Genomic DNA, 16,771 nt, shown 5'->3' with positions numbered 1-16,771 from the left:
CTAACTATTTTAGGCTTTTTGGCTTTAATTTTTTATACCCTGAGTTTACTTCCGACAATTCTCAGAGTAGTATTTCCCCAAACGAAACAAACGAGTATCCCTAAATTTCTGCTCAAGCATCGTCGCACGATTGGGATTTTGGCTTTTATTGTGGCGTTTGGGCATGGATATATTCTGGTCAAAAAAAGAGATATTGACTTTTCGGACCTAAAGACTTTCTGGGTTTATATCCAAGGGGTTGTTACTTTCATCATTTTTACCCTCCTGGCAATTACTTCCAATGATTGGAGCGTGAAAAGACTTAAGAAAAATTGGAAGCGCTTGCATGAGCTAACTTACTTGGCTATGTTCATGTTGACTTGGCACGTTTTCGATAAAATGGCTGGCCAGTGGACCTATCTAACTCCATTTGGGGCCATCATGATTACGGGTATTACCCTGTTATTTTTGGTTCGTCGTTGGAAAGAATGGCAGGTGCAACAGCAGAAGAAAGCAAAATCTGCCACGGCTGATTGAGTGAACTAGAACCCCAAATCTTCAAGGGATTTCTGGTACGAACACGCTTAATGGTAATAATTGAGTCAGGGAACTTACAGATGATTTTAAAACTGACAGGTTGGAAATATGCCGCGGGATTGGGATTGACAACTCTTACCGCAATTGTGGGACTCACTGTGTTAAAAACTGGCACGCAACTGCTGGTTTCCAGTCCGGATATGTCTTCTCTCTCGTATCCTAGCCTCACCTTGAACGGACATTCGGCATGGGTTTACGCAGCGGCAATCGCACCCGATGGCAAAGTTTTAGCCAGTGGCAGTTATGACGGTACGATTAAGATTTGGGATTTAGAAAGCGGGAGTCTGCGCCAGACTATTGCAGCCCATGCCAGTGCCGTGGCATCTTTAGCCATCGCACCGGATGGCAAGCATCTCATCAGCGGCAGTGTGGATAACCGGGTAAGGCTGTGGGACTTGGATACGGGCAAGCTGATTCGCACATTTAATGGTCACAGAGATGACGTTAAGGTAGTGGCGATCGCACCGGACGGCAAAACAATTGCCAGTGGCAGTGCCGATAAAACCATTAGACTCTGGAATCTGCAAGGCGAAACCCTTGCCACCTTGCAGGATGTGGACTGGGTAAGAGCGCTGGCCTTCACTCCCGACAGCCAATATCTGCTCAGTGGTTGTGAGGATGGGACAATCGGCATCTGGCAGCTTCAGGATGGCAAAAAGTCTCTGACCATCCAAGCTCATTCGGGGGTAGTCCGAGCGATTGCCGTCAGCCCCGATGGTCAACTCTTCGCCAGTGGCAGCGACGATCGCACCATTACACTATGGAATGCTAGTAACCGGAGCATCTTGAATACTCTGACGGGACATTCTCATAGGGTGCAATCCCTGGCATGGAGTCCTGATGGCAGTACCTTAGTTAGTGGGAGTCATGACCGCACGGTGAGGCTGTGGAATGTCGCTGAGGGTAAGGTGTTCGATACCTTACAAGCTCATGCTAAATCTGTGCAAGCGGTGGTTTTTAGTCCCGATGGTCGCCAGTTTGTCAGTGCCAGTAGTGACCAAACCATCAAATTGTGGCCGATAGATCCCAAGTCCCCCACTGACCCGAAACCGGCAATCGCCTCAGAATCGCCAAACATTTTTACAGAGATTACCCAGAGCACGGAATTAGAGCAGCTCAATCAAATCTTGTATGAGCGCATTGATGGCGATTGGCAATCGGTAGAATTTGCTGAAAGTTTAGCTTATCAGGTCACGGTCAATCGAGAGGGTGCGATTACCAGCTACCAACCCCTGCATCAAAAGGCTGCCGATTTCGTGACCAAGACCCCTTTGCCGAATTTACGCACGGAACAAAATCAAGCAGATTTTGCCTATTTCCATCTGGTCTTGCATCCTTCAGGGGCGATTGAAGTTAGTCCCTGGCGCGGATGGGACAAGTGAACCTGTTAGGTTGCTTCTCTTGCTCGTAGGAACAAGATGCTGCCGATTATCCTCATCGCAGGCAATCGGCAGTCTGGCAGCTAATGAAGATAGCTGAATCTCAACGCATAGACTTCAGTCCCAAGGCAGCAGTATAAATTTCAGTAGCGCTTTAAGGGAGTCGGTATGCGGTGGAGTAGTCAGGAATTTAATCACCTGTTACATTTACGTCTTGCCTGGGTAAATAGTCGCTTTGATGACTTGTTTCCAGAGGGCAGTTGTTTTGAGCCTTCTACCTCCTCCCCCAACTTCTAGATGCGCCCCATAGCGCCGTTTGTCACTGGGATTGTCCGGTGACCCGAACTCTGCGCGATTAATTAAATCTCCTCCAGGAGGGGGGAAGGATTTAACATCTAAGGTCGATAAGAGACTCAGAAACCCATATTGCATCATAATTCGACTGGCCGGAATATCATCCGATACTCTTTCAGCCAAGCTAACTTTAGCGTGAATGCCACCGATGATGCCATATCCATTCGGTAATAGTCCTCTCGTTTCACCCTACTTTTCAATGGCTATATCAATTTTACTAGAGCCAACTAAATCGGAAATTCCCATGCGCTCTAATGTCTCTTTTTTGTCTTTTTTGGAAAATAAAGGCGTTAATTTGATGCCGTGATTGCGTAAAATGGGATTGTATTTTTGGGATAATGCTAGATCGAAAGCTTCACCGGAAGTTCTCACCCAACTTTGTTGGGGATTTGTCCCTTGCTTAGTGCGGAGGTAAATTCGGTACAGGACATGATGCCACAGGTCCGAGGGATTTTCATGGGGACAAAGGCTCCATGCCAATAAAAACGTATCGGCGATCGCATCTCGGGACTTGACCTTGGGCGCGTTTATTTTAGGAATAAAATAGGCTTCAATGGTATCATAATCTTGTTGGTGGTGCGAGACGTTTAGGAGTCAAATAAGGCTGCAATGCCTGAAATAACCTCCTAGTGGGACTTTCACCCCTTGGTGAAATATAAGGGACTCGTACCCTGACCATCCCATAACTGTTTATATGTCCCAACGTTTGGTATAGAAATATACAAAACAAGGCAGGGAACTCAAGGTCAAAACGCCCAACTGGAAATATTAATGATTCCTTAACAATTGCGTTGAGAGTAACGGCGATAGCCACCCCCAGTTTTGGGAATCATAACCCCAGGATTGAAGCGGGGAACGGAAGGCGTGAAGTAGAACCTACTACCAAATACGACCACTGCCAACCATCCATGATTAGGGAAACCGAATGTCCGGCTTGAACCATCGTAATGATTTAGCAGCGAAACAGGTTGATACGCTGCGTTCAAAAGAGCAAGGGGAAAAGTAGGGTAATCATGACATCACCTACACAGACTTTTAAAAGTACCCCGGTGGAGAGGACAAATCTAAAGATGGAATGCCCGTATAAACGGAACGTTTAAACCCCTTTTAGGCTCTCAAGTGGCAGGATGTACCTGCGGAGTAGTGAAAGTGTAAGCGTATACCTTTAAGGGGAAAGGATGTGACTGAAAGCCAATGCCTAACTGTAATGGTTAGGATATGCCCACTAGTCACGGTGTGGATATAGAGACTGCGACAATTAGGAGTGTTTACGACGAAAGCGAGTTTAAACACTACGATGTTGTATTTAGCTCCAAAAGTTGAAATCACAAAAGCAGGGAGTCGTTACCCTTTTCCCGATGTCAAAAGGGGTATCCACATCAGGAGCCGTGTGCTGGGAAACTCGCAAGCACGGTTTTGAATTGGAGTTGGGGAAGGTGACTTATCTTTCGACCATAACCGAGACGTTCAGGCATGAAATAGGGTTGCAATACCCGAAATAACCGCCTGGTGAGGATTTCAACCCCTTGGTTGAATATAAGGAGCGCACTCCTGACCATCCTCATAACTGTTTATATGTCCCGACGTTTTGTATAGAAATACACAGAACAAGGCAGGGAACTCAAGGTCAAAACGCAAAAACTGAAATCTTAATGATTCCTTAACAATTGCGTTGAGAGTAACGGCGATAGCTACCCCCAGTTTTGGGATACACAACCCCAGGATTGAAGCGGGGAACGGAAGGCTCCGAGGTATAACCCAATACCAGAAGCGAGACCACTGCCAACCATCCATGATTAGGGAAACCGAATGTCTGGCTTGAACCATCGTAATTATGAAGCAGCGAAACAGGTTGACACGCTGCACCCAAAAGGGTAAGGGGAATAGTAGGGTTTTCTACAAGACACCTACACAGACCTTTAAAAGTACCCCGGTGGATAGGACAAATCTAAAGATGGAATGCCCATATAAACGGAACGTTTTAAGTCCTCTTAGACTCTGAATATCTGGTCGAGATATCAGTAGGGATAAGTGTAACCGCAAGTCTTAGAGGATGTGAGATGTGACCAGAAGCCAACGCCCGACTGTAATGGTAGGGATATGCTGACAGGTTGCGGTTTGATTGTCAAGAATAGAGTCTAATAGGAGCATATATGGCGCAAGCGAGTTTAAAGAAAGGCTTTGGTAAACCCAAACCAATCAAGACTACGAAAAACGCATGGAAAGCAATTCCATGGGCGAAAGTCCAGCGAAAAGTTTTCAAACTCCAAAAGAGGATATTTCAAGCAGCTAAATCGGGACAGGACGCAAAGGCACGAAGGTTGCAACGTCTATTGGTGAAATCATATTATGCCCGACTCTTAGCAGTGCGACTGTAGGGGCGGGTTCCACGGTCAGCCATGCTTCCCAACAGTCAGCTTAATAAACCCGCCCTCCAAGATAATCAAGGCAAGAAAACAGCCGGCGTTGACGGAATGAGAGCAATCTCCCCAAGACAAAGGTTTGAACTCGTCGAGAACATCAAGGGAAACCTCAAAGCAAAAGCACTTAGGAGAGTATGGATACCAAAACCTGGAAGGGATGAAAAACGCTCACTAGGTATTCCTACAATCCAAGATAGAGCAAGGCAAGCCTTGGTTAAATCGGCTCTCGAACCCGAATGGGAATCAAGATTTGAAGACACTAGCTACGGGTTCCGTCCTGGACGGTCCGCACAAGATGCAATTGGTAGAATATACTCTGCCATAAAAATAGGACAATACTCTAAGTACAGGACAAAAGTTGTAGAGCCTGGTGAAACCGCCCTGAAAACAAAGGCAGATTAGAGAAAGTGCGGCGTAGAAAATCGAAGCCAGTGCGGAAAAGACTCTGGGAGCGTCGTCCGTGAGCCTTCAAAGGAATGGGTGAACCTTGGTGAATCCACAAACCCACCTTCATAGCCCAAGTAAAAGCCAGGCTAAGCAAAGCCAATAAACGGCTCAAGCGCTCAGGGTCCTTAAAGTGAGTCGATTCGAGACAGAAGCCCCGAGTCTTCAAGGCTCCGAAGAGGTTTTCAATACCCCAACGCCGAGCATAGTCGGGGAGGGCCGTTTCGGGGCAAGCGTTAGTGATGAGAATCAACAACTCCCCCGAATCAGCCAGACGAGAGCCAATGACGTAAACCTGCCGTCCCCAAACCCAACGGCGACCCGAAAGCTGGCGAAATTCTCCGGGTCGCAGAGAATCAAACATTCGTTCGCCGCTACGCCGAGTTCCTCCTAACTTAGGACTAATCAGCTCGCTGTGGCGGATGCGTAGGCGGAAAGGAACCTCGGGGTCGATGAGAAGATACGAGAGCCAATCTCGCCCCACAAATTCCCGGTCAGCGGTCAGACAAGCCACCTCCACGTCAGGAAATAGTGCCTCGAAGCGGTCGAATAAGTCCATGCGTTCGCCACTGTTGCTATTGCCCTTTTTGTCAAGCATCGTCCACAGCAGGGGAAAGGCAATCCCCTCGTGGACGACTGCCAACATCAAGATGTTGAAATGGGTTTGACCGAAAGACCAACAGGTGCGGTCGAGACTAAGAGTCCAAGGTTGGGGAATGTCAATGAGGCTAACGACGAAACGGGCAATCTCTGCCCGGTCAAATTTGAATTGCCGAAAAAAACGTTGTAATCGCTTGTATAGCATTGGTCAAGGTGGTTAGGACGCAGCTTTGAGAACGGAATCCATGGCATCATGGAGAGAATCAAACTGCTCACGTGCAGTGGCGAATACGGGCTTTCAGCCACGATCAACATTTCTCTATCTTGTTGAGGTCTGGCGAATAAGGCGGAAGATAGAGTAAACGGCATTGAGCTGCCTCCACCAGTTCAGCAATCCGTCCCCCTTTATGAAACGTTGCATTGTCCAATACTAGAGTCTGACCTGGCTTCAATGTTGGAATTAAGATGAACTCCAACCACAACTCAAACACTGTCCGATGACAACAACCCTCAAAGCTAAAGGGAGCTAAGAGTTGTTGATGACACCATGCGGCTATCATACTTACCCTGCCCTGCCTCTTCCCTGATTTGATATCAAGTTCGCTTAATCGGTTATAATATCAGTGACCAATGCCAAACTTGCGTTATGCCCAGACGAATTAGTATAGCTCCCCACTTAAGTACCGAAGAACTTGGCCGGGCTGATCACCAAGCCCAAGAGAGCTTGGAAAGTCGCCAATATCAAATTATAGCATTAGTCACGGTGGTTAGGACACAGTTTGGAGGACGGAATCCATGGCATCATGGAGAGAATCAAACTGCTCAATACAATGGCGAATGCGGGCTTTCAACCACGACCAACATTTCTCTATCTTGTTGAGGTCTGGCGAATAAGGTGGTAGATAGAGTAAACGGCATTGAGCCGCCTCCACTAGCTCAGGAATCCGTCCCCCTTTATGAAACGTTGCATTGTCTAGCACTAGAGTCTGACCTGGCTTCAGTGTTGGAATTATAGCATTAGTCAAGGTGGTTAGGACGCAGCTTTGAGAACGGAATCCATGGCATCATGGAGAGAATCAAACTGCTCACGTGCAGTGGCGAATACGGGCTTTCAGCCACGACCAACATTTCTCTATCTTGTTGAGGTCTGGCGAATAAGGCGGAAGATAGAGTAAACGGCATTGAGCTGCCTCCACCAGTTCAGCAATCCGTCCCCCTTTATGAAACGTTGCATTGTCCAATACTAGAGTCTGACCTGGCTTCAATGTTGGAATTAAGATGAACTCCAACCACAACTCAAACACTGTCCGATGACAACAACCCTCAAAGCTAAAGGGAGCTAAGAGTTGTTGATGACACCATGCGGCTATCATACTTACCCTGCCCTGCCTCTTCCCTGATTTGAGTGCATGGAAGCGTTTTCCTTCCTCGCAGTAACCATAAGGGTAATCCGAGTCCTGACTATTCATGCCGGCTTCATCGAGGTAGACCACTTCTTCCGGCTCCATCTGTTCAATCTGAGCCATAAACTCCTCTCGCTGTTGCTCATCACGTTCTTGGTAGCCGTAAGTTTTTTTTCTGGTGAAGCCAATTTTCTTCAAGGCTCTGGATATGGTGCGAGGAGAGATGTCGTCATCCCAAAGTTCAGCCATTTGAGCTGCTGTTTTGTCGCCATGCTCTTGGGCAAAAGCCTTGAATTTTTCCCAGTCGGTAATTTTGTGGTTATTGCCAGGTCGGTGATGAGGTTTAGGGAGGAAGTCTCCGGTCTGTGCTTTTCTTTGCAGCCAGAGATTAATGGTGTTCCGGCTGACATGGAAAACTTGACTGGCTTCTGTTTTGGGCATACCGTCTAGTTCAATGGCATCAATAACTTTTTGTCTGAGGTCGTAACTATAGGGGGTTGGCATTTTTGGTCTTCTTAGTCATCTCGTCCTCTCCATTATACGTCCTAAGTGTTCTGTCTTGTGCTATATTTGGTTGTTGGCTAAGGGGAAGACCACGGAGGAAGTCCAAGAAATTACGGGCTACAGTCGCATCTGGATTTATGAATTGGTAAAGAGATACAACCAATTGGGATTAAAAGGGCTGGGTGCGCGCCGAAAAGGAAATCCCGGACATCCACCGTTAATTGATGATGTGACTCAAGCTCAGTTATGGCAAGCCCTGCAAGGAACAGCGCCGGATGGGGGACTGTGGAACGGTCGCCAGGTGGCAGACTGGTTGACAGGAGTAACTGGACGAAAAATTAGCCGACAAAGGGGATGGGAGATTCTGCGACAAATGACATTTCGGCTTCGTGTACCGAGACCGGCTCACATCGAAAGTGACGAAGACGAGCAGCAAGCCTGGAAAAAAAACTGGTAACGGAGTTAGAGGGACTTCGCCGGAGATACCCTGATGCACAGGTGCAATTGTGGAGCGAAGATGAACACCGTCTGGGACTCAAACCGGTGATGCGACGTATTTATGTAGCGGAAGATTGTCAACCACTCGCCCATATTAATTGGAAATTCGAGTGGTTATGGCTATATGGTTTTGTGAGACCGGAAACGGGAGAGACTTATTGGTGGATTATACCTTACGTCAATACAACTCTATTTAGTCGAGTGTTACAGGAGTTTGCTGCCGAATTTAAATTAGGTCCAAATCAACACATTATGTTAGTGGTTGATCAAGCCGGATGGCATATCAGTAAGAATCTGAAAGTACCCGAAGGACTGCATTTAATGTTTCTACCGTCCCATTCCCCGGAACTACAACCAGCAGAAAGACTGTGGCCTCTGGTAGATGAACCCATTGCCAATCGTTCATTTGAGAATCTTGATCAGCTAGAGGAACTCTTGTGTGCTCGCTGCCGAAGTTTGTGGAAACAGCGCGAATTAATTCGAGGCTTGACCAGTTTTCATTGGTGGCCTCAAACCGAGACTTTACTATAATTGATTATCCGGACTTGATATGAGTGCATGGAAGCGTTTTCCTTCCTCGCAGTAACCATAAGGGTAATCCGAGTCCTGACTATTCATGGCGGCTTCATCGAGGTAGACCACTTCTTCCGGCTCCATCTGTTCAATCTGAGCCATAAACTCCTCTCGCTGTTGCTCATCACGTTCTTGGTAGCCGTAAGTTTTTTTTTCTGGTGAAGCCAATTTTCTTCAAGGCTCTGGATATGGTGCGAGGAGAGATGTCGTCATCCCAAAGTTCAGCCATTTGAGCTGCTGTTTTGTGGCCATGCTCTTGGGCAAAAGCCTTGAATTTTTGCCAGTCGGTAATTTTGTGGTTATTGCCAGGTCGGTGATGAGGTTTAGGGAGGAAGTCTCCGGTCTGTGCTTTTCTTTGCAGCCAGAGATTAATGGTGTTCCGGCTGACATGGAAAACTTGACTGGCTTCTGTTTTGGGCATACCGTCTAGTTCAATGGCATCAATAACTTTTTGTCTGAGGTCGTAACTATAGGGGGCTGGCATTTTTGGTCTTCTTAGTCATCTCGTCCTCTCCATTATACGTCCTAAGTGTTCTGTCTTGTGCTATAATCGGACAGTGTTTTAGTTGTGGTTGGAGTTCATCTTAATTCCAACATTGAAGCCAGGTCAGACTCTAGTATTGGACAATGCAACGTTTCATAAAGGGGGGCGGATTGCTGAACTGGTGGAGGCAGCTCAATGCCATTTACTCTATCTACCACCTTATTCGCCAGACCTCAACAAGATAGAGAAATGTTGGTCGTGGCTGAAAGCCCGTATTCGCCACTGCATTGAGCAGTTTGATTCTCTCCATGATGCCATGGATTCCGTTCTCAAAGCTGCGTCCTAACCACCTTGACTAATGCTATAACTGGATTTGATATGATTCGATCCAACCAAAATTTCCAAATCATCCGGCGATCGCCCTCAATCAAAAAAGGAGAGGAAATTATTTCCCCTCCTTTTAATGATCTAATGATCGACTATTTCTGCTCTTTCAACAAGCCGAGGATAGTATCCAGTTTTTCCTCAAGTTTTTGGTTTTTATCCTCCAATTTGGCAATCTTATCCAACAGTGCTTGATTTTCTGAAACTTCAGCCGCCACCCGCAATTTACGCACATCCCGACCAAAGCCCATCAAGGCCGGACGTTCTACATAGGTGACCCGGTGCAGCACCCGCCAGGCTTTGTTGGGTTTACCCGCCTGGGTCTGGCGCAGTGCCCGCGCTTCTTCGTCGTTGCTGCGTAGCCATTCGGGATCGACTACATAGTTGAAGAAGTCTTGGAAGTGATCGGTGCTGCCTTCCAGGTAGAAGCTCATAAACCGATAGCGATCGACTTTTTCCCCAGGCAGAATGGGGCGATCGTTGTAGTCGGTGATGCCTTTATATTCCAAACCACTCAGGTCTACACTCAACTCAAATCCCTTGCTTCGGGCTTCAGTTTTGGTCATCGTTTGGGTCAGGTTTACAGTCGCTTGGGCGGTGAGTTCTGCCGTAGCCATTGCACCAAACTTGGCTTCTGCCCCCAAGGCTGCATTCATCGTAAATGAACCACCAATGGTATGTTCCACTGTGTTGGCAAAGCTTTGCTGTTCTGAGCGCAGCCCACCATCGGCATCCCACACATAGGTATTGACAATGTTCCGTTTCGCAGCGCGAATTTGCAGATCTTCCATCCGTTTCTGCCAACCGGCAAAGCTTTCTGTTGCTTGAACCTGCTTCTCTTGGTCGGTGATTTTGCTCTGAATTTCCGCTTGTTTGGCTTGGGTGGCCTGGCTCTGTTTATCCACATTGGCATTGGCATTGGCTTGGAGATTTTGAAGCTTTGCCGCGTCGGCGGCTTTCTTCTCTTCTTCCGTCATTTGGGTGGCGGGTTGGTCTTCCTCACGATTAACGCCAATCGTGCTAGGCGCTGGGCCGCTGTCAATGTTTCGATTCAGGGAGGTTTCATCCAAGAGGCGCACATTGAAGTTAGAGAAGTAGGATTCTCGGCGCTTGTCCTCCGCTTCGATCTGTTCTTTCAGGTCGTAGGCTTCTTTGAGGCGGTAGTAGCTGGCTGGATAGAGGGAGCCATATTGCGATCGCATTTCGGGAACGTGCTTGAAGAAGCGATCGCTGGTGGCGCTGCTGCCGGTCATGCCATCCAGACTGCCGTTCATGGTGTAGGCCGGGTTCATCAAGAAGGTGATGGTATTGACATCTGGCGGCAGACCTTCGACGGGACGCACCTGGTAGCCCACCATCTTGCCGCTGCGGGCTAGGCGGGTCACAAACACATCGGAGATGGCCGAGACTACTAGGGCATAGCCAATATTCTTGGGAATAAAGCGGGTGCCGAGATGAGGGAAGTGGGGCTTCACTTCAGGGGTTCCCCGCAGTTCCAGTCTATCGGTCAAGCTGAGGGACGAACTGGAGGTAATGTTGCTCTCGTTTAAGAACTGGTAGCTGAAGTCAAAGTTGCCTTTGAACCCGGCCCGCATGGTGGCCACTCGGGTCGTGAATCCGAGACCCGCTGCGGCCTCGGTCTCGGCCCCGGCAAAAATCTCTGCCGCTGCACCCAATCCGCTATCTTGGGCGCGGTTCCAGCTAAAGTCCACATCTTCCGACATGGTCAGCTCCACCGAGGTGGCACCGTTGTAGTCTTCTTCGATGGTCAAGTTCTCGCTGGGAACGGGTGGTGGCCCTTCGATGTACCCCAGCAGGGTTGGGGCAAACTGGGCATTGCCAATCCACTTCAGTTCCAGGGTTTCGATTCGCTTATCCGGCAGCAGCGTGGCCCCATTGATGGTGGGCGCACCCAGGAAGCGCCGCATGATTGCGGCCTTGCGCTTGGTGGTTGGATCCAGGGTAACGGTGCTGTACTCCGCAGAGACCAGGGCATCGCCGCCAATGGGCAGGGTATTGTCTGCGGTGGTTAGTGCTTCATGAACTGTGCCATGGCGGTTGCCCGCTAGGTCTTGAACCTTGCCAGTGTTGCCTTCCATCTTGATTTCATTCAGTGGATAGTAGGCAACCAAGTTAGGTTCCTTGCCGCCGAGGCGGGTATTCATGTCTGCCTGAATTTCATCCTGGGTACGGGCGATATTCCAGATACGAAGATCAGCCATACAACCCTGAAACACAGTGCCGCTGTCACTGCCCCGCACATCGCGCCCAATACGGTGAGAAATGGTCGCAGTTTTATCGGCAAAGGCTCCGGAGTGTTCCAGATCACGCACACCATCAACATAAGTGTAAACTTTCTGGTTTTCTCGATCTCTGACAAAGCTAATGAAGTGCCATTGATTGAGCCCTAGCTTTACAGTGCCAAGAGCCCCGGAGCCATCCCAGTAAAATCTCAGGCTTCCACCAGCAAGAATCTCAAAGTTGATATTGAGCGCGTTTTGCAGACCATAGTCTCCTAGCAAGATTCCCCGCTTATGAGTCGGAATTTTCACCCACATAGAAACGGTGAACGAACTTGAGAAAATGGGCAATGGCCGTGCTAGTTCCAGATAGTCATCAACCCCATCAAATTGCATCACTGTATGCCCAGGATTACCGATAGGTACCGTAGAGGCCCACCAACTAGTACCGGATACCGTGCCATTGTTGCCGTTGCCAGAATGATCGCGAACTTCTACGCCCGTCGCTTCACTCATGGGATAGTAGGCCAATAACCCTGGTTCATTACCACTCAGTAAGGTTTTGCTGTTAATAGCAATTTCCTCTTCACTGAGGGCATCTCTCCAGATGCGAACTTCGGAAAGCTTGCCAAAGGGTTGTCCCCCATCAGATGTATTGCCAATCGTATGGACAGCGCCAGTCACTTTGATGATTGCCTTCTTGATGGCTTCGACTTTCTGCTGTGCCGCAGAATCATTGGGGGATTTTGTCAAACTTTCCTTGGCATCAGCTAGAGCCTTAGCCTTGGTGTCACCAACCCGTTGGCCATCAACGTAAAACAGGGTCGTATCTCCTTTAGCAACTGCGGTTAGATAGTGCCAGCCAAAGGAGAGTCGATCTAAATTAAAACCGCAGTCAAAGAACCTCTGTCCTTGAATATCATCCTGCAACCAGATCCCCAACTGTTTACCATTTTTGACCAGAACATGGTGCCCACCGTCTGAACGACTTAAGGTATTCCATTCCAACTTTTCAGGCAAAGGATAGACAAACCAAGCTTCCATGCTCCAATCCATCGGTAGGGGCAAGGTGGTTTTTAAGGTCAAGACACTAGTGCTGAGGTTGAAGTTGAGACAAGCCCGATGGGCATCAGGAATCCACTGTTCAAAGGTTGCATTTCGACTATCAGCAGTGGCATCGTAGTTGGTTTGCCGCATCCGTCCCTGATTATCAAAATAACTCAGTTGGACGTTCCCCTCACAGGTTTCTAGGGCATGGAGGCGGCTGATAGATTCGACAAAACCAAGTAACGCTCCTTGAGTCACTAATCCCTTGCTATCTTTAGCAAACTCGGGCATGGCTTGGGGTTTTGTTTGGGTGTTTTTGACAACATTGAGGAAGTCAGTATTCAGGGTGTTGATATCAGTTTGAATTTGGGTGAGTTGAGCAATAACTGCTTTTAGGCGAGTTTCCCATTGTTGTTTCTCAGTCTCACCAGCGTTTAATACTTGCCTTGCTTGATCTAATTCAATCCTTGCTAGATTAAGTTTTTCGCATATTAGTTGCCAATCTTGATAATACTTTTCGATCTTATTATTGGTTTGCTCATCTGTTCGTTCAAGTTTCCACTTAGTCCAATCATCACCATAAGAAGAGATCAATTCAACCATTACGGTGTCGCTACTCTTCACGTGTTCACAAAACAAGCCTGTTTGCTTATTTTGGATATAGTAGTATCCACCGCCTGCATCCGTGAATTTCCACTTAGTCCAATCATCACCACAAGAAGAGATCAGTTCAACCATTACGGTGTCGCCACTCTTCACGTGTTCACAAAACAAGCCTGTTTGCTTATTTTGGATATAGTAGTATCCACCGCCTGCATCCGTGAATTTCCACTTAGTCCAATCATCACCACAAGAAGAGATCAGTTCAACCGTTACAGTGTCGCCACTCTTCACGTGTTCCCAAAACAAGCCTGTTTGTTTATGTTGAAGAAAACACCAGTAATTTAAAGGGTTGTCCGCGCCAGAATTATAAATTGACTTGAGATTTTGTTCTTCGAATTCAAGACGTTGAACTTGAGCGGTTAAATTATTGAAATTTACTCGTGTTTGTTCGAGATTCTTTGACCCAGCAATTTTTGCTTCTAACTCCCACTTTTCTTTGAGTAAAATCCTCTCCTGTTTCTCTTTCAACTGCAATTCTTTCAACTTTGCTGACAGCGTAGTCTGGTCATTAGCCAACGTTGCTAGAGCTACGTCATCGGTATACTTTGCCGTTGTAATTGCATCAGACAACAGACGAATGCGATGCTTTCGGATTTCCAATGCGTTCCAGTTACCCTGTACCTTAGCAATCTCAAAGGAGCGCAGCAGACTGATCTCATCAGGAATCGTTAGGGTACAGGAAGCCCGATACCAGCCGCTTCCCAGATCTTCAAACTCATCTTGCACCGCCGAGACTGCAATGATGTCGTTAGTGCTGCGGCTAGTTTTACCCCAGTGAGAGAAGGTGAAGATCTTGGTACCTTGCCCCCGACCATCGGCATTGTTCAGATCCGCCAGCGTCAATGGTTTGGCAGCATTGACCTTGAACTCAAAGCTTTCTTCATAGGTGGCGCGTTGACTCACGGCAAACAGGTCAGGATTGCTGTATTTCACCACATTGGCTCCACTGGCCAGCTTGCGACTGAGGGTAGCCGCACTGACATAGGGATCACCATAAACGGTGCCCTCATTGCCATGGATAGAAAAGTCGCTCACCTTGCCTTCTGCAAGGCCACCCAAACGCCAATATCCTTCTAGCCCTACTTCTTTACCTCGCAAGGGCAAGTACATATTATTTTTGATGGTTTCAGCATCTTGAGCCAGTGACCAGATGCAAACCTCAGAGACTTGGCCAGGGAAAAAGTAGAAAGGGCCATGGTGGTGATGACTTCCAGTACCCACCCGTAGAGGAGCTTGGCGATTCGGTGTATAAGGAGTCTCTAAGCTGCCGGATAAAACACCGTTGACATAGAGCTTGAGCGTCTTGCCGTCATAGGTGCCAGCAATGTGTGTCCAGGTATCCAGGAGAATCGTTGGCCCTGTTACAGCACTCCATTGACCATTCCCAACAACCAATTCCCACTGATTCTTGGCATTGGCATAGACTAAATACCCCGTCAAGGCATGGGGATCACGGGAAGTCAAGGGTGAACGATGGGTACCTTGACCGCCCGTAACCTTTGCCCAAAAAGAGACCGTAAAACACTTGGAGTTTAGTGATGGTTTTTGGGAAATTTCGACGTAATCTTTCACGCCATCAAAGACAATGCCGCGCCGTTTGCGAGAGACAACTTTGATGTTGACGGCTTCCCCTTTAGCCCACCGCCGCTCGATCACAAAGTGATTATCATCAACGGTCTGCACGGGATAGGTATTGTCATAGCTATCGGTGCCAATGATTTGCACCTCATCCCCATCCTCAAGACCGTGGTAATCGCAGGTAACGCGCAGCTTGCCGTCAGCAGTCTTTTCATAGGCGGCAATCATGCCATCGAAAATTAAGCCCGCCTCCTCTAGATCTTCCTTTTCCCAATAGCCTAAGTTATCGGCGGGGGTAGGTAGCGCAATCTCGAAGGTACGGTCGTCGATCTTCTGAGCCCCATAGAGCCCCCGTATATCAGGGGTTCCGGAGATTTTCACCAGATCGCCGTTGGCCAGTTGGCCCGCCTCTCCTTCGGTGGATACCATCACCAGGTCTTCGGCATCATCGGCATCAGTACCCAGGGCCAATCCACGGATCACCCCCAGGGGTGGTGGGGTTTGGTCGGCCAGGGCTTTGACTTCATCTAGGGTATTGAGGGGCAGCAAAATTTCCCGCTGACGACTGCGGGCAATGGTGCGTTCAGGGGTTTCATCAATTTCAGACAGGGTGCCATCTCCGGCAATGGCAAAGCTCAGGGCTGCAACCCCTTTATCAGTGGGGATAGCGACCATCAGTTTAGTGGCGCTCCGCAGCAGTTGGGTATCCCCAGCTTGGGTTTCCTGTTCCTGTTGAAGATCGTACTTGGTGGCTGACAGACCATTGGTAATGGAAACCCCATCAATATCCAACGTGCGCTGGATAATCCCTGGAATCTTCTTGGGCACCAGACTACCCTCCGCCTCTTCGTAAATGGTGTAGTCTTTGAGGTCGAAGAGACCTTCCTGTGAGGCGCGTAGGGTCGTCAGTTCAACTTTTTTAGTCTGGCTATTGTAGGCAAAGATATGCCACCGATGAACATCATTTTCAATCGTGGGCACTACTACCACAGAAAACCAACCTTTGTGCAGGTTGCTGACCAAGCAAAGTTCCGTTGTGGGTTCATAGAAGAAATTACCATTGGCATCCCGGAAGTCGAGGGTATCAACATTGCTGAGGCCGTTGTTACCCATCGCCATCGTTTTAGTCGGGATATGCTTTTGCCGACTCCGCTTAAAGCGAACTTCCAGTTTGCGGTTCAGTTTGTTGGCCATGCCATCCAACACAAATCGATCCACTAATAGCGTATTGTTTGTAGATTGACGGAACACATAAATATGATCAAGGGCCGCGATCGCCTGAACGGGGGCAACGGCTGTCATACCTTGGGTCGAGTAGCGCGATCGTAGCAAATAGCGACTTGGATCATTCTGATAGGTGAGTTCAGCTTTCTCCTGTTCAATCACCGATTGATCATCCACCTCATTGGGGAATTCCAGAGGTTGCCAGGTTTCCCATCCGGTTCTTTGGTCGGCAGGGGTATTCAAGTAGCTATCTTCAAAGCCATCTTGCTTCACCGTATAGAAGACCTTACCCTCGGTATCGGTGCCGAATACGACGACCTTACCCTCATGGGTAATTGTACTAATATGTTGGAGTTTGTCTTTTGTTAGGTACATAAGTTCCTGTTTTGTTGAGAGA

At 48.2% G+C, this 16,771-nt stretch carries 9 protein-coding genes and 7 pseudogenes; 7 read left to right on the top strand and 9 right to left on the bottom strand.

Going from position 1 to position 16,771, the window contains the following annotated elements; genetic code table 11:
• The first annotated feature begins 18 nt into the window (after nt 1-18).
• Together HFV01_RS09065 and HFV01_RS09060 are read left to right on the top strand one after the other, a co-directional pair.
• Complete coding sequence (locus HFV01_RS09065; RefSeq protein WP_006668172.1) at nt 19-516, top strand: ferric reductase-like transmembrane domain-containing protein; 498 nt, start codon at nt 19-21, stop codon at nt 514-516.
• An 80-nt stretch (nt 517-596) separates the two neighbouring features.
• Nucleotides 597-1,958 (top strand): WD40 repeat domain-containing protein, encoded by a 1,362-nt coding sequence (locus tag HFV01_RS09060; protein WP_318286223.1) that lies wholly within the window; start codon nt 597-599, stop codon nt 1,956-1,958.
• Nucleotides 1,959-2,498: 540 nt separating this feature from the next.
• Here HFV01_RS09060 and HFV01_RS09050 read toward each other — a convergent pair.
• The 3 genes from HFV01_RS09050 to HFV01_RS09040 form a co-directional block, all read right to left on the bottom strand.
• Nucleotides 2,499-2,789 carry a PDDEXK family nuclease gene (locus HFV01_RS09050; protein ID WP_006624823.1) on the bottom strand — a complete coding sequence of 97 codons (291 nt, stop codon included), beginning with the start codon at nt 2,787-2,789 and terminating at the stop codon, nt 2,499-2,501.
• A 299-nt stretch (nt 2,790-3,088) separates the two neighbouring features.
• A complete protein-coding gene (locus HFV01_RS09045; protein ID WP_193521016.1) occupies nt 3,089-3,295 on the bottom strand; it encodes a hypothetical protein in 207 nt (68 codons plus the stop codon).
• A 674-nt stretch (nt 3,296-3,969) separates the two neighbouring features.
• Entirely contained in the window at nt 3,970-4,179 is a 210-nt protein-coding gene (locus tag HFV01_RS09040) for a hypothetical protein (protein WP_193521015.1), read from the bottom strand.
• Between the two features lie 283 nt (nt 4,180-4,462).
• On the opposite strand from HFV01_RS09040, the gene HFV01_RS09035 reads away from it, so the two are divergent.
• Both HFV01_RS09035 and HFV01_RS09030 read left to right on the top strand, forming a co-directional pair.
• On the top strand, nt 4,463-4,687 hold the full coding sequence (locus tag HFV01_RS09035) for a reverse transcriptase N-terminal domain-containing protein (protein WP_008055233.1): 225 nt from the start codon (nt 4,463-4,465) through the stop codon (nt 4,685-4,687).
• 21 nt (nt 4,688-4,708) lie between these two features.
• Nucleotides 4,709-5,134 (top strand): RNA-dependent RNA polymerase family protein, encoded by a 426-nt coding sequence (locus tag HFV01_RS09030; protein ID WP_006668167.1) that lies wholly within the window; start codon nt 4,709-4,711, stop codon nt 5,132-5,134.
• Here the strand turns inward: HFV01_RS09030 and HFV01_RS09025 are convergent.
• Nucleotides 5,073-5,975, bottom strand: a pseudogene (locus HFV01_RS09025) (IS4-like element ISAtsp3 family transposase); the annotation flags it as partial. The gene HFV01_RS09030 and the pseudogene HFV01_RS09025 sit on opposite strands and share 62 nt — an antisense overlap.
• A gap of 18 nt (nt 5,976-5,993) precedes the next feature.
• A pseudogene (locus HFV01_RS09020) lies at nt 5,994-6,369 on the bottom strand (IS630 family transposase); the annotation flags it as partial.
• A 53-nt stretch (nt 6,370-6,422) separates the two neighbouring features.
• On the opposite strand from HFV01_RS09020, the pseudogene HFV01_RS09015 reads away from it, so the two are divergent.
• Nucleotides 6,423-6,551, top strand: a pseudogene (locus HFV01_RS09015) (IS630 family transposase); the annotation flags it as partial.
• Here HFV01_RS09015 and HFV01_RS09010 read toward each other — a convergent pair.
• A pseudogene (locus HFV01_RS09010) lies at nt 6,544-6,789 on the bottom strand (transposase); the annotation flags it as partial. The pseudogenes HFV01_RS09015 and HFV01_RS09010 sit on opposite strands and share 8 nt — an antisense overlap.
• 17 nt (nt 6,790-6,806) lie before the next feature.
• Nucleotides 6,807-7,683, bottom strand: a protein-coding gene (locus HFV01_RS09005) for an IS630-like element ISAtsp1 family transposase (protein ID WP_235720137.1) whose coding sequence is annotated in 2 segments (ribosomal slippage) — nt 6,807-6,869 and nt 6,871-7,683 — 876 coding nt in all. Because the reading frame shifts where the segments join, the coding sequence is not laid out codon by codon here.
• A 64-nt stretch (nt 7,684-7,747) separates the two neighbouring features.
• Here HFV01_RS09005 and HFV01_RS09000 point away from each other — a divergent pair.
• Nucleotides 7,748-8,712: pseudogene (locus HFV01_RS09000) on the top strand (IS630 family transposase); the annotation flags it as partial.
• A 15-nt stretch (nt 8,713-8,727) separates the two neighbouring features.
• On the opposite strand, the pseudogene HFV01_RS08995 reads toward HFV01_RS09000, so the two are convergent.
• Nucleotides 8,728-9,238 (bottom strand): annotated as a pseudogene (locus tag HFV01_RS08995) (IS630-like element ISAtsp1 family transposase); the annotation flags it as partial.
• Between the two features lie 58 nt (nt 9,239-9,296).
• Between HFV01_RS08995 and HFV01_RS08990 the strand changes: the two are divergent.
• Nucleotides 9,297-9,584 (top strand): annotated as a pseudogene (locus HFV01_RS08990) (transposase); the annotation flags it as partial.
• A 133-nt stretch (nt 9,585-9,717) separates the two neighbouring features.
• Here the strand turns inward: HFV01_RS08990 and HFV01_RS08985 are convergent.
• Nucleotides 9,718-16,749: a LamG-like jellyroll fold domain-containing protein gene (locus tag HFV01_RS08985; RefSeq protein WP_193521014.1), complete on the bottom strand. Its 7,032-nt coding sequence runs from the start codon at nt 16,747-16,749 to the stop codon at nt 9,718-9,720.
• Between the last annotated feature and the right edge of the window lie 22 nt (nt 16,750-16,771).

Source organism: Limnospira fusiformis SAG 85.79, from assembly GCF_012516315.1.
Classification (GTDB): domain Bacteria; phylum Cyanobacteriota; class Cyanobacteriia; order Cyanobacteriales; family Microcoleaceae; genus Limnospira; species Limnospira fusiformis.
This window is presented reverse-complemented; position numbering and strand designations above follow the sequence as displayed.

Bases quoted from the DNA above. Each gene is read 5' to 3' on its own strand.
- HFV01_RS09060 (WP_318286223.1), top strand. From the start codon at position 597: ATGATTTTAAAACTGACAGGTTGGAAATATGCCGCGGGATTGGGATTG.
- HFV01_RS09035 (WP_008055233.1), top strand. From the start codon at position 4,463: ATGGCGCAAGCGAGTTTAAAGAAAGGCTTTGGTAAACCCAAACCAATC.
- HFV01_RS09030 (WP_006668167.1), top strand. From the start codon at position 4,709: ATGCTTCCCAACAGTCAGCTTAATAAACCCGCCCTCCAAGATAATCAA.
- HFV01_RS08985 (WP_193521014.1), bottom strand. From the start codon at position 16,749: ATGTACCTAACAAAAGACAAACTCCAACATATTAGTACAATTACCCAT.